General features: G+C 66.3%; 21 protein-coding genes. 15 read left to right on the top strand and 6 right to left on the bottom strand.

Going from position 1 to position 19,071, the window contains the following annotated elements; genetic code table 11:
- Nucleotides 1–3 precede the first annotated feature (3 nt).
- From VF168_06155 to VF168_06140, 4 genes are all read left to right on the top strand, one after another.
- Nucleotides 4–762 carry an outer membrane lipoprotein-sorting protein gene (locus VF168_06155; GenBank protein HEX7003750.1) on the top strand — a complete coding sequence of 253 codons (759 nt, stop codon included), beginning with the start codon at nt 4–6 and terminating at the stop codon, nt 760–762.
- Nucleotides 759–1,991: an FtsX-like permease family protein gene (locus VF168_06150; GenBank protein ID HEX7003749.1), complete on the top strand. Its 1,233-nt coding sequence runs from the start codon at nt 759–761 to the stop codon at nt 1,989–1,991. The genes VF168_06155 and VF168_06150 overlap by 4 nt, the downstream gene beginning before the upstream one ends.
- A 10-nt stretch (nt 1,992–2,001) precedes the next feature.
- Nucleotides 2,002–2,706, top strand: a complete 705-nt coding sequence (locus tag VF168_06145) for an ABC transporter ATP-binding protein (GenBank protein ID HEX7003748.1) — start codon at nt 2,002–2,004, stop codon at nt 2,704–2,706.
- 67 nt (nt 2,707–2,773) lie between these two features.
- The gene (locus VF168_06140; GenBank protein HEX7003747.1) at nt 2,774–3,691 is read left to right on the top strand and encodes a hypothetical protein; all 918 of its coding nucleotides are present in this window, start codon (nt 2,774–2,776) and stop codon (nt 3,689–3,691) included.
- A 2-nt stretch (nt 3,692–3,693) separates the two neighbouring features.
- Here the strand turns inward: VF168_06140 and VF168_06135 are convergent, their stop codons facing one another.
- The 4 genes from VF168_06135 to VF168_06120 all read right to left on the bottom strand — a co-directional run bounded on the left by VF168_06135 (nt 3,694) and on the right by VF168_06120 (nt 7,723).
- Complete coding sequence (locus VF168_06135) at nt 3,694–4,749, bottom strand: DMT family transporter (protein HEX7003746.1); 1,056 nt, start codon at nt 4,747–4,749, stop codon at nt 3,694–3,696.
- Entirely contained in the window at nt 4,736–5,713 is a 978-nt protein-coding gene (locus VF168_06130; protein ID HEX7003745.1) for an NAD-dependent epimerase/dehydratase family protein, read from the bottom strand. The genes VF168_06135 and VF168_06130 overlap by 14 nt, the downstream gene beginning before the upstream one ends.
- Before the next feature lie 38 nt (nt 5,714–5,751).
- Nucleotides 5,752–6,714 (bottom strand): D-2-hydroxyacid dehydrogenase, encoded by a 963-nt coding sequence (locus VF168_06125; protein HEX7003744.1) that lies wholly within the window; start codon nt 6,712–6,714, stop codon nt 5,752–5,754.
- A gap of 259 nt (nt 6,715–6,973) precedes the next feature.
- Nucleotides 6,974–7,723, bottom strand: a complete 750-nt coding sequence (locus VF168_06120) for a hypothetical protein (GenBank protein HEX7003743.1) — start codon at nt 7,721–7,723, stop codon at nt 6,974–6,976.
- 183 nt (nt 7,724–7,906) lie between these two features.
- Between VF168_06120 and VF168_06115 the strand changes: the two genes are divergently transcribed.
- Nucleotides 7,907–8,113 (top strand): hypothetical protein, encoded by a 207-nt coding sequence (locus VF168_06115; protein ID HEX7003742.1) that lies wholly within the window; start codon nt 7,907–7,909, stop codon nt 8,111–8,113.
- On the opposite strand, the gene VF168_06110 is transcribed toward VF168_06115, so the two are convergent.
- Complete coding sequence (locus VF168_06110) at nt 8,110–8,925, bottom strand: class I SAM-dependent methyltransferase (protein HEX7003741.1); 816 nt, start codon at nt 8,923–8,925, stop codon at nt 8,110–8,112. The genes VF168_06115 and VF168_06110 overlap by 4 nt on opposite strands.
- A gap of 187 nt (nt 8,926–9,112) precedes the next feature.
- Nucleotides 9,113–9,961, bottom strand: coding sequence for a hypothetical protein (locus tag VF168_06105; protein ID HEX7003740.1), 849 nt, complete (start codon nt 9,959–9,961; stop codon nt 9,113–9,115).
- A gap of 201 nt (nt 9,962–10,162) precedes the next feature.
- Between VF168_06105 and VF168_06100 the strand changes: the two genes are divergently transcribed.
- The 10 genes from VF168_06100 to ugpC all read left to right on the top strand — a co-directional run bounded on the left by VF168_06100 (nt 10,163) and on the right by ugpC (nt 19,046).
- A complete protein-coding gene (locus tag VF168_06100) occupies nt 10,163–10,714 on the top strand; it encodes a hypothetical protein (GenBank protein HEX7003739.1) in 552 nt (183 codons plus the stop codon).
- Nucleotides 10,715–10,804: 90 nt separating this feature from the next.
- Nucleotides 10,805–11,548: an AzlC family ABC transporter permease gene (locus tag VF168_06095; protein ID HEX7003738.1), complete on the top strand. Its 744-nt coding sequence runs from the start codon at nt 10,805–10,807 to the stop codon at nt 11,546–11,548.
- Nucleotides 11,545–11,835 carry an AzlD domain-containing protein gene (locus VF168_06090; protein ID HEX7003737.1) on the top strand — a complete coding sequence of 97 codons (291 nt, stop codon included), beginning with the start codon at nt 11,545–11,547 and terminating at the stop codon, nt 11,833–11,835. Before VF168_06095 ends, VF168_06090 begins: the two co-directional genes overlap by 4 nt.
- A gap of 322 nt (nt 11,836–12,157) precedes the next feature.
- Nucleotides 12,158–12,844, top strand: coding sequence for a FadR/GntR family transcriptional regulator (locus VF168_06085; GenBank protein ID HEX7003736.1), 687 nt, complete (start codon nt 12,158–12,160; stop codon nt 12,842–12,844).
- Nucleotides 12,837–14,105, top strand: a complete 1,269-nt coding sequence (locus VF168_06080) for an aminotransferase class I/II-fold pyridoxal phosphate-dependent enzyme (protein HEX7003735.1) — start codon at nt 12,837–12,839, stop codon at nt 14,103–14,105. Before VF168_06085 ends, VF168_06080 begins: the two co-directional genes overlap by 8 nt.
- A 115-nt stretch (nt 14,106–14,220) precedes the next feature.
- Nucleotides 14,221–15,801: an ABC transporter substrate-binding protein gene (locus VF168_06075; GenBank protein ID HEX7003734.1), complete on the top strand. Its 1,581-nt coding sequence runs from the start codon at nt 14,221–14,223 to the stop codon at nt 15,799–15,801.
- A gap of 65 nt (nt 15,802–15,866) precedes the next feature.
- Nucleotides 15,867–16,784: a sugar ABC transporter permease gene (locus tag VF168_06070; protein ID HEX7003733.1), complete on the top strand. Its 918-nt coding sequence runs from the start codon at nt 15,867–15,869 to the stop codon at nt 16,782–16,784.
- A 1-nt stretch (nt 16,785) separates the two neighbouring features.
- Nucleotides 16,786–17,718 carry a carbohydrate ABC transporter permease gene (locus VF168_06065; GenBank protein ID HEX7003732.1) on the top strand — a complete coding sequence of 311 codons (933 nt, stop codon included), beginning with the start codon at nt 16,786–16,788 and terminating at the stop codon, nt 17,716–17,718.
- A gap of 4 nt (nt 17,719–17,722) precedes the next feature.
- Nucleotides 17,723–17,899 (top strand): hypothetical protein, encoded by a 177-nt coding sequence (locus VF168_06060; protein HEX7003731.1) that lies wholly within the window; start codon nt 17,723–17,725, stop codon nt 17,897–17,899.
- Complete coding sequence (ugpC, locus tag VF168_06055; protein HEX7003730.1) at nt 17,892–19,046, top strand: sn-glycerol-3-phosphate ABC transporter ATP-binding protein UgpC; 1,155 nt, start codon at nt 17,892–17,894, stop codon at nt 19,044–19,046. Before VF168_06060 ends, ugpC begins: the two co-directional genes overlap by 8 nt.
- Nucleotides 19,047–19,071: the final 25 nt, after the last annotated feature.

The following is a 19,071-nucleotide window of genomic DNA, read 5'->3' as shown; positions in this document are numbered from 1 at the left end:
AGCATGAACAGGACGTTCGCAAAGATATCGCTGTCTCTCCTCGCGACTCTGGCGTGCCTTCCACTGGTCGCCCAGCCCGTGCCCGATGACCCGGACGCCATCGTCGAGGAGATAGTCGACAACCTGCGCGGCGGCGGGATGCACGCCACGCTCGAGCTCGAGGTAGAGCGCTCGGACCGCACCATCGAGTACTCGTTGGAGACGATTTCCGACGGAGCCGAGCGGTCACTCATCCGTGTGACCGCTCCACCACGGGACGCCGGTCAGGCGTTCCTGTCGTTGGGCGACCAGCTCTTCATCTACACTCCCAGGCTGGGCCGGGTCCTCCGCCTGCCCCCCTCGGGCGCAAACGACTCGTTCCTGGGCAGCGATCTCTCCTACAACGATCTGGCCGGGGATGACATCCGCGAGAACTACGACGCTAGCGTCGCGTCTCGCAGCGGAGAGGAGATCGTACTCTCGCTCCATCCCACCGCCGGCGCGCCGACACCGTACGGCGAGTTGCGCTTCGCTGCGACCCTGCCGGGACTCGCACCCCTGAAGCTGACCTTCTTCGATCAGCGTGGCACCGAAGTGAAGAGGGTCCTCTTCGAGGAGATCGTCACGCTCGAGAACGGGAAGCTCTTCCCGATGCGACTGGTGGTGGAGGACCTGACCGCCGACGGCGGACGGACCGTCGCCAGATACACGGATGGCGACTACGACTTCGCTGTTCCCGAGAGCTGCTTCACCCAGAGGGCGCTCGAGCGGGGGTGCCTGTGACGCTCTCCCTCGCCTGGCGCAACATCTGGCGCCACCGCTGGCGCAGCCTGGTAACGGCCGGAGCGGTTAGCCTGGTGGTGCTGCTGAGCCTCACCTTCTTCGGCATGGGTGGCGCTTCCCGCAATAGCTTCTATCAACGGATAACGGAGAACTCGGGGCACGTGCAGATAAGACAGCCCGGCTGGCGGGACGCGCGTGGACTGCGGGACTCGCTCATCCGTGACGCCTCGACCGTGAGCAGGAAGCTGGCTGCTCTGGCCGAGTCGCGGCTCGAGCAACCTATCGTCGTAGGGGTACTCGATGTGCCGGCGCTGCTCTCGGGCGCGGTGCGCTCCCGGGCAGTGCTCATCCATGGGCAGGATTGGCCGCAGGCGATCCGCGACCGGCGGCTGGAGGGAGCCTCCCTGGAGGGCCGCTTCCTCGAGGGTCCCGGGGAGATCGTGCTGGGGGCGTCGCTCGCGCGGGCGCTCGACGTAGCCCTCGGCGATGAGGTCTTCGCCTACTCGCCGGAGAGCGAAGGGTTCGGAGCGGCCGCCTATTCGGTGGTGGGTCTCGTCGACGTGGCGGATCCGAACCAGGAGATCGTGACGGCCTGGACGACGCTCGAGGAGGCTCAGCTGCTGGCGGCACCCGACGCGGTTACCCACTTCGAGATCCACGCCCCGTCTCTGGTGACCATCGATGACGACGCCCTCGCGGTCGCCCTCGCCGATGAGATCGGTGCCGAGTTGCCGGCCTTGGAGGCGCTCGACTGGCGCGAGTTGGAGCCCGCGACCGTGCAACTGCTCGAGACGATCGATCCGATGCTCTACTCGGTCTCTGCCCTCTTCTTCGTGCTGGCCGGCCTGCTGGTGCTCAATACGGTGTACCTGAGCGTCATGGAGCGGGTACGCGAGCTGGGCGTAATCCAGGCGCTCGGAGCCGGGGGCAGCAGGATCGTCGCCCTCATCGCCACCGAGAGCGTCCTCCTCTGCAGCGTGGGCGCCCTCGTCGGAGCCGGGCTGGGTCTCGCGGCCGTCTCGTCGATGGCCGACGGCTTCACCGTGCCGTCCCTCGCCGAGTATTGGGCTTCCTTCGGCCTCGACCCCGTACTCTACGTAACCGTCACCCCGGCTCAGGTCGTCTTCGCCATACTCTTCGCGGTCATCACCGCGCTGCTCGCAGCCCTCTGGCCGGCCGTGCTGGCTGCTCGGCTCGAGCCGGTGGACGCCATGCGCTTCCAGGCCTGAAGGAGCAGATATGCCTACCGATTCCATGTTGTACGACGTCACCGGGCTGGAGAAGATCTACCGGATCGGCACGATCGAGACGAAGGCGTTGCGCGGGGTCGACTTCCAAGTCGAGCGCGGCGAGTTCACGGCGATCGCCGGTCCCTCCGGAAGCGGCAAATCGACCCTGCTGCACCTGATGGGCGCCCTGGACCAGCCCGATGCCGGAGAGGTTCTGCTCGCAGGCGAGCGGATCGATGATCTCGACAAGCGCAGCTCGGCCCGCCTGCGGCTTCGCCGGTTGGGCTTCGTCTTCCAGGCGTACAACCTCATCCCGGTCCTCTCGGCGCTGGAGAACGCGGCCTTCGTACTCGAGCTGCGAGGGGTAGCCAGGGTCGAGCGCGAGAAGCGCGCCAGGGAGGCGCTCGCGGCCCTCGGCATGGCGGATTTCGCGGACCGGAGGCCCAACCAGCTCTCCGGCGGACAGCAGCAGAGAGTGGCCGTCGCCCGGGCTCTCGCGGGAGACCCGGACATAATCCTCGCCGACGAACCGACGGCCAACCTCGATACGGCGACGGGACAGCAGCTGATCGACCTGATGCGCGCCCTCAACGAGGAGCGAGGGGTGACCTTCGTCTTCAGTACCCACGACCCGCGACTGCTCTCCCACGTACGACGCATCGTCCGCCTCGAGGACGGCAAGGTAGTCGGCGAGGAGGTCCCGGCAGCCGCATGAGGACCTTTCTCGCACTGTTGCTCATCACGGGGGTCGCGTATGCGCAGGAGTCTCCGTACGGGGTGAGGTGGGTTTCGACACCGGCATCGAGCAGGTCGGAGCGGGCGGAAAAACGTCCACGCGTGTGCCCGTGGTGGTGCGAGCCCGCGTCGAACTGGAGGCCGAACTGGCTACCGGCGTCACCTTCCGAACCGTGCTCCTGCCGGCTTTCGGGAGCGGGCAGCAACCCAACGAACCCTTCGCCAGCCTCGGCCTCCAGGAGGCACACGTCGATTTCCGCTCGGACGGCGTCGACATCGTCGCCGGCTTCCAGCGACTGCCGTTGACCCAGTTGCGTCTCCTGGAGCCGGTGACGATCGAACCTCGCCTACGTTCCGGCGAGCCTCGTGGCCCGTTGGCAGTCACCGCTCTCGGCTACGCCGGCTCTTGGCGGGTCCGAGGGGCCGTCATCGGCGTCAGGGGCGACGATCTCGTGCCCCGGGAGTTCGGCGGACTCGCCTCGGTTCGTTTCGAGTCGGCACTCGTCACCGTCGAGGGCCATGCTCTGTGGACCGTCCGGCCGGCCGCGGGCCTTACCGCCTCCGCCTCGGTGGACGCGCTCGTCCTCTACGGCGAAGGCTGGCTGCTGGCCCGCCCCTGGAGCTTCCGCGGCGGTCTCGGAGCCAGCGGCTACGTGGGAGATTGGCTTTGGACGGCCGAGGCCGGCTGGGCTCCTGCTATCGGCCGCCTGCGCTCGCCGGCCCGGCCGGCCGTCGCCGCCAACCTTTCCCGGCCGCTGGGCCTGAGCGGCTCTGTAGAGGTGACCCTGCTCGCCTCCTGGCCGCGCTCCCTGCTGGAACCGGAGCAGCGGGCGAACCAGCTCGATGCGCTCGTAACGCTGGCCCACGACCAGGGGAACGCGTTCCTCTCGGTGACGCCGGCGTTCCACCTGAGCGAGGGGGTCACGGCGGGTTCGCTCGATCTGTCGCTGCGAGCCTACTTCTGAGGTCAGGGCAACCCCCCGCTGCCCGAGGTCTCCGGTTGCCTAGCGCGGGCCGTGCCGGTCAGCTGGAACAGCACGACGCCGATGCTGGCCAGGAAGATCCCCAACCACATGACGGCATTGACGTACTCGCCCAGGAAGAGGGCGCCACCCAGAGCCGACGTCATGGGGATTGCCCCGTTGAGCACGAACACGTTCGCGGCGGGCAGGTGCTTCATGGCGCTGAACATCGAGTAGACGGCGATCACGCCACCGAAAACGCCGGAGAGTGCGAGGGCCGTCAGGTCGCCCGTGTCGATGCCCGCGTAGACGTCCATGCGGCCACTCAGCAGCAGGAAGCCGCTGCTCACCAGCACCGAGATCCCGTAGTGCACGGTTATCCCCGTAGAGCGCTCCACACCGAGCCGCTGACCCCGCCGCCATACCACCCCCGAGAAGCCCCACGCGAGGGCCGGGATGGCCGCCAGCAGCAAACCCCATAACCAATCGTCGGAGGCGGGAACTCCCCGACTCTGGCCCAGGGTCAGGACGGCCAGGCCGCCAAGCGTCACGGCGATGCCGAAGGCGCCCCGAGAGGTGACCCGTTCTTGCAGCAGCAGCCAACCGAATAACGCGCCCCAGATGATCTGCGTCTGCAGCACCGGCACGGCGATGTTCACCCCGCCCAGGTCAAGGGCGAAGAAGAAGGCGAAGGTCCCGATCACCGAGGCGACGCCGCTCACCAGGAAGGGTAGCAGCAACCGGCCGGCGAACTCACGACGGTTGGGCAGGAGTTGCCGGTAGTGCCGGCCCCTGACCAGAAGCAGCAATCCCATGACGAACGACGGCAGGTCGCGCAGCAGTGGAGCAGCGACCGGATCGGTATCGGTTACCCCGGCTCGACCGAAGATGTTGGCGCCGGTGTAGCCGACGATGGCGCCCAGCGCCCATAGCTCGCCGGCGAAGCTATTCCCCGGCTCGCCCTCATCACGATGGCGTTCACCCCGCCGGCCAGCAACCGGAGGCGGGCCGGCACTGGCAGACGCCCCGGAACCTTCCGGGCCGCTCCTATTGGCGGGCATCGTTCAGGAACCAGTCGACCGTCTCCTCGAGCCCCTTCGCCAGCGCGGTTCGGGGTGACCATCCCAGGAGCTCACGGGCTCGAGAGGTGTCGGCGAAGTTGCGACGGATCTCTCCGGGTAGTGGCGCGGCGTGACGTACCTGGGCGTCGAACCCGCGGCTCGCCAGGATCGGGATCAGCATCTCCGCTAACTCGTTCACGGTCGTCTCGCAACCGGTCGCGATCTGGAAGACCTTGCCCCCGACACCGGGGGTGGTCGCTGCCAGCCGAATCGCGGCGACGAGGTCTCGTATGAAGATGTAATCACGGGTTTGCCGGCCATCGCCGTAGATCTCGAGCGGCTCGCCTGCCATCGCACGCCGGACGAACCTGGCGACGACGCTGTTCTTGTGGCTCGAGCCGGGGCCGTAGACGTTGCCGAACCGCAGGGCTACGCCCTCCAGCCCGAATGAGCCGTGGTAAGCCGAGAGGTACCCCTCCCCCGCCGACTTGCTGGCGCCGTAAGGAGACTTCGGGTGAGGAACGAGCTCCTCGTGGACGGGTGGCGCGCAGTCGCCGATGACGGTGCCGCCGCTCGAGGCGAACACGAATCGTGGCAGCTTGCCAAGGCGCGCCGCCTCGAGGTAATTGAGCGTCCCGATCACGTTGGTGAGGCAATCGTTGCGCGGGTCCGCGATCGAGGGTTGCACGCCAGTATTGGCGGCGAGGTGGACGATGACGTCGATCCCCTCCGCGGCCGCCAGCGCCATCTCTTCGTCGAGGATGTCCGCGACGAGCAGCTGGACATCTCCGGGCGCAAGGCGTCCGCTCCCCTCGTAGTAATGAGGGGCCACCGCTGAGAGGGCGCTGCGGCTCCCTACGGAGAGATCGTCTACTACCCTGATGCCCTCGTTCCCCTGCTCCAGCAGGTTCTTGATCAGGCTGGTGCCGATGAAGCCGCAGCCGCCGGTGATGAGCCAGTTCATGAGAGGCTCGATTCTACCGTGCCGTCGCGCCCCGCACCTCAGTACCCGCGTCGCTTGTCGACGACGTTGCGAAGCGGCTCTCCGTTCCGGTAGCGCCGCAGGTTGTCGACGAAGATTTCGAGGGCTCTATCATCGTAGTGAGGCGTGGAGCCCGAATAGTGGCTGGTGACGATCAGGTTCTCCATCGCCCAAAGCGGAGACTCTTCCGGAAGGGGCTCCTCCTCGAAGACGTCGAGCCCGGCGCCGGCGATCCAGCCCTCCCGGAGCGCCCTTATGAGGTCTCGCTCGCGCACCGTTCCGCCGCGGCCGATGTTGATCAGGTAGGCCGACTCCTTCATCAGCCGCAGTTCCGCTTCGGCTATGAGCCCTTCGGTCTCACGCGTGAGGGGCAGGGTGTTGACGAGGAAATCGGCCTCCGGCAACAGCTCCTCTAGTTCGGCCAACCCGTGCATCCGGCTGACGCCTGCCGCCCCCTTGGTGGGATCGTTGCGGACGCCGAGCACCCGCATCCGCAGCCCTTCGGCCAGTCCGGCGATCCTTGCGCCTATCCGCCCGACCCCTAGCAACAACACCGTCTTGCCGGCCAGTTCGAAGACCTTCTTCTCGATGTCGCGCTTCCACTCCCGGTCGCGCTGCCTCCGGTAAGCGAGAGGCAGGGAGCGCGCGAACGCCAGCATCAACGCCAGGACGTGCTCGCTGATCGGGATCGCGTGGATGCCGGAGGCGTTGGTGAGCACGAAGTCGGCCTCGATCGCCTCCGGGTGGCTGAGCAGCCAGTCGGAGCCGGCGCCCCACTGCTGGTACCACCTCAACTTCGTGGCGCTGGCGAGGAGGTCGCGCGGGAAGCTCCCGGCCGCCACCTCGATCTCATCGAGCCGCCGTTCGACCTCTTCACGCTCGCGGCTCACCACCAGGCGCAGATCGGGCGCCGCCCGCTGCACCGCTTCGAGTCGGGTCTCGCTCAGCTCTCCAGGCCGGAAGCCGAGTAGCAGGACGTTCAAAGCGCCACGGCGGGCCTCGCCGCTGGCACGGCCATGGCTGTCTCTGGCTGCGACCGGTGAGCCGGCCCGGCCGGTAGCCCAGCCAGGGCCGGGCGTGCCTGTAGGTAGGGGTAGTCCGTCGTCAGCGGCATGCTATCGCGATTCTAGAACGAGCTGTTGCGGCCGCGACGATGAGTCTGGGGCGTTTCGGGTCTGGACAGGTGACGGGGGAGCAGGTAAGTGGCCGGATACCTGCTCCCCCGGGAGGCTGACTCAGCGATCAGTAGTCGTTGGCGCCGCCCGCGTCTCCAGCGCCGCCACCAGCCGCATCACCGGCATCGCCGGCACCGGCGCCGTCCTGCTCGTCTGCCGGGGCGCCCGCGCCGTCATCTGCTGGCGCTTCTTCGGCGCCTTCATCCATCGGGGCTTCGCCGGCGTCGTCGTCCATCGGCGCTTCCTCGCCGGCTGGCGCTCCGGCACCCTCTTCGGCGGCCCCGCCTCCTGCGCCTTCCTCTGCCGGAGCGGCTTCGCCGCCGCCGGCTACCTCCAGCTCCGCCTGGCCCTCAGGCGAGATCACGAACCAGCGGTTCCCCACGCCCTGCCCGTTGACGTCACCGGCCTGAGTGTCCCTGGCGAAGTAGTAGAGTGGCCAACCGTTGTAGACGATCTGCGATCTGCCGTCCACGTCCGCGACGTACAGCAGTTCAGGATCGAGCTGGCCTTCGGCCTCGGCCGAGATGGTGAATTCGCCGCCTTCGGCGAGTAGTGGCGGCCAGTTGTCGAGACAACCTCCGGTACATTCGGCGGCCTGCTCCCGCACGCCCTCGGTGAAGCGTTCCTCGCTCGCGCCCGGCGTTGCCAGAGCGGCGGCGTCCTGGACGAACAGGTAGAGGGTCATCCCCTGCCCGTCGGTGAGGTAGGTGCCGTACTCCGGGTGCTCGGCGACCGAAATCGTCAACTGCGCCTGGGCGGCGGCGCCCAGCATCAGGAACGCGGCGACCAGTAGTCCTGCCCACGACCGTCTCCTCATGACTCCCCCTCTCTATCCACTGCTGTCCTGCATGAACGAGGGTAATGGGGCCCGCGCTTACTTTCTGTACTGCCACTCCAATATCGAACTGGAAGGTTCGGACTCTCCTCAGCGCTCGCATTGGGCCCGGCTCACGGTATGGACGTCAGCCTCGCCCCAGAGTGGCCTCGGAACGGAGGCGTGATGAAGGACGAACCGGACGAGAAGCCTGACAGCGACGAAGGCGAGCTCGGTGAGCGCGACCTGAAGTACGGGGAGGCGTTCGGCACGCAGAGGGATCGCAGCAGTACCCAGGAGGAGGGTTACCTCGACTCTGAGTTCGGCTCGCGAGAGTTCACGCCGCCGGACCAGAACCGGTCGTCCGAGGAGGACGAGGAGAGGGAGGGCTAGCCGGTCGCTCCCTCGGGCGGCGGGCTCCTCCTGGCCCTCAACGCCACTAACAGCGGGATGTCGTCCTGCGGAGAACGTCCAACCTCCCCCGCAAGCGGATCCGCGATCTCCGCGAGTCGATCGGTGGAGAAACCGTACCGGGCCAGCGTGTTGATGTAGGCAGCAAGCGGCCGGTGGAAACTGATCGTGGCGCCGCGGGAGTTGCGACTCACCTCGGAGAAGACCTTCATGGGCACCCGAGCTTCGCGCAGATAGCGCTCTACCCGCCGGTAACTCAGCTTCCGACTCCGGTCGTGGCCCCAGCCACTGCCGCGCGGGACGCGGAAGCATGGGTGCGTCATGAAGATGACGATCCGCCCGGTCGGCTTCAACACCTTCGCGACCGACTCCACTACCTCTTCCAACGGGTCCATGTCCTGGAGGCTGAGCATGAACACGGCAGCGTCGAAGCACCCGTTCGCCAACGCGTGCTCCTCGTGCAGCCTCCTCGAATCGGCCAGACGGAATCGGGCCCTCTCTCCGTGGAACCTCCTGGCTGTGGCCAGCAGCCTTCGGCTCGCATCTACGCCTACGTACGAGGCGCCGAGCGAGAGTACGTGAGGAGCCAGTACCCCTTGGCCACACCCCACATCCAGAACACTTTCCCCGCGCTCGAAACGCCCGAACTCGAGTACGGTCGGGATGGCTGCCCGACGATGATAGATGCTTCCACGCTTGCCGACCCAGCCGCTAGACCACTTGGCGACGGGATCCCAGCTTGTGCTGATGGACGGGCTTCTCCCGGTACGACGATTCGATCTGGAACTGGACACGTACACCTCGCGCTGAACGTAACGGTGGCCGGACGCCTGGAGCGGCGTTCGACCGGGCACCTTTGCTTCGGGCCGACTTACGTCAGTTGCGTGTACGTATGGTCGTCATAACGGTTCTTCCTCGACTCCCGGCAGTCTAGCAGCAATCGTTGGCGCTGGGCTCGCAGCGACCGGTTTTCCGGCCGACTCAGTAGCTCACGCCGGTCCGGCTCCACGAGCAGCCGTTCCACCTGAACCTGGCCGAGGCACTCCCCGAGGCCGAGATCGTCTTGCCCGTGGCTATCTCCGTCACGGTGCCCTGGTAGCTGATGCTGGCCGACGCCCTGTCGCCGTTCACCTCGATCTCCTCGATGTCGTAGGAGTAGCTGAGGTTCGTGTAGAGGCTGCCGTAGGTGGCGCGTGCGTCGCGCAGAAAGCCCGAAACGGTGGCCGCCACCGCTCGCCCCACCTTCGCCCCATCGGGCTCCAGTCCGCAGTCGCCGCCCCTCGCCATCACGCGCTCTCTCGCTTCGGCCTCGCGATCCGCCCTCCTGGTCGACAACGCATGAGACGGGTCGAAAGCGAACGCATAACTCACGCCGGCCGAGAGGAACGGTACGACCTGGCGCTGGTCCAGCAGCGGGACGCTCGCCGCCCCCGCTTCGATGTCGAGACGGAGTCGCCTGCCCAGCGGGATGTGACCACCGGCGGCCAGGAACGGCACCGCACCACCGGAGTGCGAGCCGAGGCCGGCCTCGAGGAACACGGGAACCGGCGAGCCCGGGATGGGCGGGTAGCCACGAAGAGCCAGCGAGCCGTAGACCCCCGCATCGGCGGTCCAGGTAGCCCGAGTTGCCAGCCCGACGAAGCGGTACTGCACAGACGCGTTGAGGGCGTACGCCTGGAAAGCTGGGAAACCGGCCGATACACCGACAGCGGCCAGTCCCAGCACCTCCGGCTCCGAGGTGCTTCCCTCGTTCTGAGCGAGCCCGATCGAGACGACCAGGAAGACGAGCAGGAGCTTACTCGAATACAGAACCCATCTCCGGGTAGGCATGTTCTGTGATGGTCCAGGCTCTGTCTCTGGTACGAACGGCATGACGGCTACCGTACATCTGTTGGTATGTCCGGCCCATGAAATCTTCCCCCGTTACATTGCAACGACCCCTCGATGCAGCACCATTGGCTCGAAGCGGCTGGGTGTTCCTGGGCACGACCTTTGGGGGGCGTGATGAACAGATCCATGATGAGATCGAGTATGGCCGTTCTGCTCCTGGTGGGCTTATCAGCCTGCAGTTGGTTGCCGATCCCCTATACCATCGATCTGCGCGCCCAACTCGGGTCGAACGCCACGGGAAGCGCTTCCCACGAGATCGAAGCCGGCGAGGCGGGAGACCTGGACTTCAGGCACCCGGACGGCGACGGCGAGTGCATCGATTTCTCCGAGGTGGATATCCCCGTGACGGTAGAAAGCGCCCGACTCCACTTCAACACGACGGTCGAATACGACGGGCCCCGACTGACCGGTACGGTCGCCGCGCAGCTCTACCTGTCGCGCGATCCGGAGAGGCTGTGGCTTCCCAGCAACCGGGTCGGACCGCGGGTTACGGTGAACCTGAACCACGCCGACACGAGGCTCGCCGGCACGGCCGTACTCAACAGGGAACAGATCGAGGGGCTGAACCAGCAGTACCTCTGCTGGGGCCTGCAGATCGACGGCAACAACGTCACGGCGACGGAGAGCGGCGAGGCTACCATCGAGTACTCGGTCGAGGAGTTGAAGTTGGCGACCAGAGTGAGCGTGATCTGAGCGGAGTAGGAGCGATCGCGCAGGGTCTCCTGTTGGCGCCGCGTCGTCTCGCGGCTCTGAGCCTTCGTCGGTCACCGTTACCATTGCGCGGTGAGCGCCCGCATCCTCACTCCGTCGTTCGCAGCCGGCTTCCGCGCTATCCTCCCGCTCTGGGTCGGAGTCGCCCCCTTCGGACTCGCTTACGCGGTGAGCGCTCGAGCGGCGGGCCTTAGCCTCCTCGACACCCAGCTGATGAGCCTCACGGTCTTCGCCGGGGCCGCTCAGTTCACCGCTGCGGGGTTGTTCGCAGGGGGCGCTTCGCCTCTGGCGCTGATCCTCACTACCTTCATCATCAACGTCCGCCACCTCCTCTACAGCCTGACTCTGGGCCAGAGGGAACGGCTCAGCTGGCCGCAGCGTTTCGCTGCCGCTCAGTTCCTGACCGACGAAGCGTTCGGCGTGGTCATCGCCGCTGCGCCTGCGGGCGGACCCATCGGCATCGGCTTCCTGCTGGGTGCCGAGCTGAGCCTCTACCTCGTCTGGAACGCTTCCACCCTGGCCGGATCGCTGCTCGGCGGTTTCCTGCCCGACCCGGAGGCGATCGGCCTGGACGTGATCTTCCCGCTGGCCTTCCTGGCGCTCCTGGTCCCGCTCCTGCGCAGGCCCGTCGACGCCGGCATCGCCGTCTTCTCGGGGCTGGCCGGGCTCCTCGCGGTCCGCCTCATGCCGAGCGGCATCGCGATCCTGGTCGTGGGGATACTCGGCGCCCTCCTCGGCGCCTGGCTCACCAGCAACGAGCGGGCATCCAAGGCCAGCGGAACCGCGACGTTGCCCCGGGCGGAGCGAGACTCGTGACCTCCACCTTCACCATCCTGCTCATGGCCCTGGTCACCTATCTTCCGCGCCTGGCAGGCTTCATGCTCGCAGGCTCCCGGGTCCCACCGTTCTGGTTGCGCTTCCTGCGCTTCGTCCCGATCTCGGTGTTCGCCGTCCTCATCGTTCCCGCACTTCCGGGCGCAGGCGGCTTGGGGGCTCGCGCAGCCGCCGCCGCGGTCGCCGGCCTCCTGATGTGGCGAAGGCGCAGCCTGGCCCTGGGGCTGCTGGGAGGATTGGCGACCTTCTACCTGTTGCGGATGCTCTGACGGCTTCTGCTCCGCTCGACCGGCCCTCGGTCGGCTGGAAGATCGTCAGCCCTCCGAGAGAGTCGGGCCCGGCCTTCGCGAGCCGCTCATCATCGGTCCAGCAGCCCCCGCCCCAACGTTCCGGTGACCGAATCCGCGAGCGCCAGCCCCTCTTCGTAGAGGCTCTCATCAACCCGGCCGGCGAAAAACTGTAAGGTGGCACTTACGAGAAATTGGTAATACCATCTGTCCGCATCGGCTGCTTCGGCACCAGGACAGCGAAAACCGACAACAGCGCCTCCGCCCGTATCCGGCCCGGCAGGCGAGCAACGGAGATCAACCAGTGACAGCGATTCCGCGGGTCGTTACCCAAACCAAGACCGAAGCCGTGATCGAGTCACTCGCGCACTACGTGAGCGCATCGGACCTCCAGGTGGACGACCGACTCCCCTCCGAACGCGACCTCGCCCTGGCGCTGGGCGTGAGCCGGCCGGTCCTGCGAGAGGCCCTGAAGCATCTAGAGGCGCTCGGAGTCGTCGAGCCGAGGCCGGGTAGCGGAACCTACCTCCGCTCACCCCTCTCGCCCAACGACCTCCACCTGGTCATGCGCCTCGAACTAGAGCGCGAGTCGCTGATGAAGGTCCTGGAGTTGCGTCGCGCGATCGAAAGCGAGGCCGCTGCGATGGCGGCGGTGCACGCGAGCGACGAGGGGATACGGGAGCTCGAGCGCCTGGTGGACGTTCTCGAAGAGGACTTCGCCACCAAGGGCGACAACCCCGAAGCGGACCGGGCGTTCCACATCGCGCTCTACCGCCTCTCCGACAACCGGCTCTTCGGAGAAGTCATGAAGTCGGTGTGGGACCAGATCGAGAAGTTCTGGAAGTACCCGCTGGGCAAGCAGGACTTCGCCAAGCGAACCCTCCCGCTTCACCGGAAGACCTTCGAACGCATAAGGGACCGCGATCCGGAGGGCGCCCGCGCGGCCATACACGAGATGTTCGCGATCGTGGAGGAGGACCTCCGTGAGTGAGGAACGGAAGGGTCGGACCACCGGCAGGCCGGGCAGGAACGGAGAGCTCGAGCGTGACGAGGATAGTTTCGACATCGAGACGCTGCTCCTCCAGGACGCCCCTCTGCCGCCGGCGCACGGCGCCGCACCGGCCCTGCACCAGACCTCGCTCTTCACCTTCGCTTCGTTCAGCGAGATGCGGGCGGCCATCGAGTCGAAGCGAGGCACCCTCTACACACGCGGAAGGAACCCCACCGTTCGCGCCTTCGAGGAGAAGGTGGCGCTGCTGGAGGGAGCCGAGGACGCGGTCGCCTTCGCCAGCGGCATGGCTGCCATCGCCGCGGCCGTTCTCTCCAACGTCGAGTCGGGCTCGAAGATCGTGTGCGTGCGCAACGTCTACCCCGATGCCCACAAGCTGATGACCCGGTTCCTGCCGCGATACGGGGTCGAAACCGTCTTCGTCGACGGCAGCGACACCGACGCGGTGGCCGCGAAGCTCGACGGCGCCAGCCTCCTCTACCTGGAGAACCCTACGACCCTCCTCTTCGAACTCCAGGACCTGGAAGCGCTCACCTCGCTCGCACGCGAGCACGGCGCCATCACCATCGTCGACAACTCGTGGGCCACGCCGCTGCTGCAGCGTCCGCTCGATCATGGAGCCGACCTGGTCCTACACTCCGCCTCCAAGTACCTTTCCGGCCACTCTGACGTCGTTGCCGGCGTGGTTGCGGGCAGCGGCGAACGGGTCGCGGCGATTCGCGACCTCGAGCTGATGGTGATAGGCGGCAAACTCTCGCCCTTCGACGCCTGGCTCCTGCTTCGCGGCCTTCGCACGCTGCCCATCCGAATGAAGCGACACCACTCCTCGGCCGAGCGGGTCGCCGAGTTCCTTCGCGACCACCCGGCGGTCGAGAGCGTCAACTACCCCGGCGACCGGGATAACCCGCACTCGGAACTGTTCGACAAGTATTTCGACGGCGCGGGCGGCCTGCTCAGCTTCGAACTCACCGACGAGCGGCTGGTCGAGCCGTTCGTCGACGCCTTGCGTGTCTTCCGACTGGGGGTCAGTTGGGGCGGCTTCGAGAGTCTCGTCTACCCGGCCCTCATGAGCCACCTCACGGGCGGACCCTACTCGGCGACCGCCGCTTTCGGCGTTCCCCGCACGCTCGTGCGGCTGTTCGTGGGGCTCGAAGACCCCGGTGACCTCGTTTCCGACCTCGCTCAGGCGATTTCCACTGCTCGAAGGACCCTTGAGAAAGGGGAGCGCAACATGGAGGTGTGATTGGAATCAGCGAAGATCGAGTAGCGCGCCGCTACCTGCCACGCCCGGCGAACCGCAGCTTACGACCACAAGCCCGACCCGTTCCCATTCAACCGATGTACCGGGAGGACACCTGATGAAACTCGCCTCGAGAAGCCTCGCCCTTATGCTGGCTATCGCCCTGGCATTCAGCGCGCTGGCCCAGGACAGCTACCAGCCGGAGGAGTTCGACGGCTTCCCCTACGACGATCAGCCGAACGCCGTCATCCCCAACGACGTGATCGTGGTGATGGGGTCGGACGACTTCGACCCCTCCACGCCCGCAGGCGCCTACCTGCAGGAAGTCGCCCGGGTGTACGAGCAGATGCACCCGAACATCGACGTGCAGCTCAACTACGGCTCGTGGGGCGACCTGTGGAACAAGGTCGGCGTCATGCTGGGCAACCGGCAGGGACCCGACCTCGTCGTCGGTCCCCGCGACTACCTGATGGCCACGGGCCGCGGCGGCGGTCAGTGGGAGGACATCGTCACCGTTCCCGAGGACCAGTTCCTCCGCCCCATGGCACTCGAGGCGTTGGGAGCCACGCTCCGCGAAGCATCCCGCTTCCCTGGCCGCGATGGCTACATGGTGTGGCCCTGGACCGTCTACATCGACGGCACGATGGTCGTCAACGGCGACATGATCCGCGAAGCCGGAATGGACCCGCTCGAGATCCAGCGGAACGGCTGGACCATGGAACAGTTCATGGACGTAGCCGCTCAGGTGAGCGACGACGACTCGGTAGCGGCTTTCTTCGGCCCGATGGGCGGACACAACGGCGAGCGCATCTTCCTCACCGGCCTCCTCTCGCACCGCATCCCCTACCGCCTGCAGGCTCACGGCGGCGGCCAGCCCACGTTCATCGACATCGAGACGGGCGAGACCCACTTCGATGCCGAAGGCTTCACCCGTGGCTGCGAAGCCATCCGCACCTTCATCGACGAGGGCTGGGTACCTGAGAACACCGTTGGCATCGCCTTCGAAGAGTCGCGTGACGCCTTCATCACCGGCCAGACCGCCTTCTCGTTCGACGGACCCGACCTGATCAACCTGGTCGAGGAGCGCAACCGCCAGATCGAGAACGGTGAGGTCCAGGGCGATCCGGTCGAGGCGTTCGTCGTGCCGCGCCCCCACTTCGGCGGCGGCGACGAGTGGCAGCCGGTGCCCATCACCGCCCTCTCCTACGGGTACTACTCGTTCAAGCAGGAGCCGTACAAGGGCGACGCCCACACCCGCAACGTCTTCGATTTCGCCCGCTTCCTCACCGACCCGGTCTTCCAGGTCCGGCAGGCGGCGGACAACAACATCCCGCCCGACCCGCGGGTCTATCTGGGCGAGCAGAGCTGGTTCCCGGGGATCCTGGGCAGCGGCCCCAACGCCCAGTACGTGCAGTCACTGCGCGAGGTGTGGCAGCCCAGCATGAAGATCTACATCTCGATGGCCACCACGCCCGAGTGGCAGGCCGCCATCCGCGACTTCAACACCGAGGTCTACACGCCCACGAAGGAAGAGGTCTTCCTGGGCCGGATCAGCTGCGACGAGGCCGTATCGCAGATCCAGACGGGCCTCGAACGTGTCGCGCAGGAAGTCCCCCAGGGTGAGCGCCTCACCGAGGAAGCTCCGGCGATCGCCGAGGACATGGCGGCTTTCGCTCGGGAGATCGGTCAGCCCGAGTAGGCCCGTGAACCGGTACGGCGGCGCCGAGGGGCGCCGCCGTACCGGCCCTACATGCAGAGGTGACGATGGCCAAGAAACCTTTCCTCCGACGCTACTTCGAGGACAGCCGCTACAGCGAGTGGCGCTGGGCCTATATCTTCTTGGGGGTCGACCTGGCCTGGGCCGGGTTGTTCCTCTTCTTCCCGCTGGCGTTGGCGCTTATCTTCAGTTTCCAGGAATTCAGCCTGGCCAATATTGGCGATGTTCGCTTCATCGGCTTCGACAACTACATCGAGATCCTCACCGACGTTCGCGGTTGGTGGCATTCGGTGAAGATCACAGCCATCTGGACGTTCTTCACCGTGCCGGTGAACGTCGCGATCGCCATGGGCCTGTCGCTGCTCATCGCCCGGCTACCCGATGGCCCCGCCAACTTCTTCAAGGGCGCCTTCTACCTGCCGGCCGTGGTGAGCCAGGTCGTCCTCTCGGTGATCATGGTCTGGATCTTCTCCCCGCGCAGCGGACTCGCGAACATGATCCTCACCTCGATCGGGCTCCCGCCACAGCGCTGGTACGCCTCGCCCGAGATGGCACTGTTCACCCTGATGCTGATGGCCTGGCTCACCGGGCACGGCTTCGGCGTGCTGCTCTATACCGCGGCCCTCAAGCGCATCCCCAACAGCCTCTACGAGGCCGCCGACATCGACTCGACGCCGGCCTGGAAGAAGTTCTGGAACATCACCTGGCCGCTCATCAAACCGACCACCCTGTACGTGACCATCATCCAGCTGATCGCCTCGTTCCAGACGTTCGCCGGCGCCTTCTTCATAACCAAGGGCGGTCCGCTGCGCTCGACCGAGTTCCTCAACTGGCGGATCTACGAGACCTTCTACACCGAGGGGAACTTCGGCATGGCCTCGGCCATGGCGGTGATCCTGATGATCTTCATCATGATCATCTCGATCGCCTCGTTCCGGATGCTGGGAACGGACGTGGAGTACTAGCATGGCAACCGTCGCCAGACGAAATCGCGAGAGGCAGCAGGCCGACACCTTCGAGCGCACCGAGCGTGCACGTCGCGCCGGGTTGGTGATCGCCTACGCCACTCTCGCCTTCTGGGCGGTGCTGTCGCTCATCCCCATCTACTTCCTGTTCATGCTCTCCTTCGAGGACCTGGGGGTCAGCCTGACCGTCAGAGACATCAAGTTCTGGCCCAGCAACCCCTCCTGGGAGAACTACGTGAGCCTCTTCCAGCTGGACGCTCCCTTCTGGATCGAGAGGCGTCCGGTGATCCGCTGGCTCTTCAACAGCGCCCTCATCGCCCTCGTGCCGACCGTCTCCAACCTGATCTTCGATTCGATGGCCGGATACGCGCTGGCCAAGATGCGCTTCCCCGGTCGCTCGCTCATCTTCGGCATGGTCGTCGCGACGATGACCATCCCCGAGTTCATCACCTTCATCCCCCTCTACCGGATGATGTTCGACTTCGAGTGGATCAACACCTACTGGGCCCTGCTCTTCCCTGGCTTCGCCGGCGTTGCCGGCATCTTCCTCATGAAGCAGAGCATCCAGAGCCTGCCCTCCTCTCTCATGGACGCCGCCCGCATCGACGCCTGCAGCGAGTGGGGGATCTTCTGGAAGATCATCCTGCCCCTCTCCAAACCGGTGCTGGCGATCGTCGGCATCACCTCGTTCATGGCCGGCTGGAACGCCTACTTCTGGCCCTACCTGGTCGCCCAGTCGCGCGACATGCTGGTGCTGCAGGCCGGCCTCTCCTCGATGATGGGCGCCGGCGCCACGGGGCTGCCCCCCTCGAGCAACGACCTCGGCATGGTGCTGGCCGGCGCCAGCATCGCGGCGATCCCCATGATCATCGTCTTCTTCCTCTTCCAGAAGTACATCGTCCAGGGGATAACCGTGGGCGGAGTGAAAGGTTAGTCCGATGCCCTCCTACCCGTTCATACTCCTGGCCGCCATCTTCCTGCTGGTGGTGATCGTGCCGCCACTGGTGGCCGCGTACATCGACCAGCAGCGGGAGGCGCGCCGAGGATCCGACGCCGAGGCATCGGCAAGCGAACAGATCGACGACAAGGCAAGGAGGGACGGCCAGCGTGGGTAGCGTCCGATTCGAGAACGTCACCAAGAGTTTCGGCGACAAAGCGAGGATCACCGCCGTCGACAATTCGAACCTGGAGATACGGGACGGCGAGTTCACCGTGCTCGTCGGTCCCTCCGGCTGCGGCAAGAGCACCTCGCTGCGGATGATCGCCGGGCTCGAGAGGCCCACCAGCGGCGAGATCTACATCGGCGACCGGGAGGTTACCCGGCTGCATCCGAGGGCCCGCAACATCGCCATGGTCTTCCAGGACTACGCCCTCTACCCCCACATGACGGTCAAGGAGAACCTCTCCTTCGGCCTCCGCAACCTCGGCTTCAAACGGAGCGAGTGGCTGCCGAGGGTGGACGAGGCCGCGCGGATCCTGGGCATCGAAGCGCTGCTCGATCGCCGGCCCCGCGAGCTCTCCGGGGGTCAGCGCCAGCGCGTGGCCCTGGGCCGTGCCATAGTTCGGGAGCCCGAGGTATTCCTCCTCGACGAGCCCCTTTCCAACCTCGACGCCAAGCTGAGAGTCCAGATGCGGGTCGAACTGGCCGAGCTGCAATGTCGCCTGGGCACGACCATGGTCTACGTCACCCACGATCAGGAAGAGGCGATGACGCTGGGCCACCGGATCGTGGTGATGCGCGAAGGCGTGATCCAGCAGATGGACACCCCGGAAACCATCTACAACCGGCCCGCCAACGCCTTCGTGGCCCGCTTCATCGGCTCCCCGCCCATGAACCTCTTCCCCGGCACCGTCCGGGACGGACCCGGCGGGCCGAGCTTCGAAAGCAGCGAGAGCGATCTGAAGATCGATCTGCCGGCTGCCTGGGAGCGCCCCCTGCGGCCCTACGCAGGGCGCGAGATCTTCCTGGGCATCAGGCCCGAGAACATAGGCGCGGCCAAGGGCGACCAGGAGGCTCCGGAACCCCACGCCTCGAACCTCGACGTCACGATCACGGCCGGAGCGGTCGAGATGCTGGGCCCCCAGAAGCTCGTCTACTTCCACGTCGGAAGCGTGCTGGCCGTGGCGACCCTCGCGCCGGACCACCCCGTGCGGGCCGGAGACGAGATCGAAACGATCTGGGATGGTCGCAAGCTACACATCTTCGACCTGGAGTCCGAGGAACGCATCGACCTGCAGCCGGAAGAGGTGACCGTTCATTGACGCCGGCGGGAGAGGACCGGGTTGC

Source organism: Trueperaceae bacterium, assembly GCA_036381595.1.
Lineage (GTDB): Bacteria > Deinococcota > Deinococci > Deinococcales > Trueperaceae > DASVCN01.
Note: the sequence above shows the minus strand (reverse complement) of the source record. Positions and strands in the feature narration are given on the sequence as shown.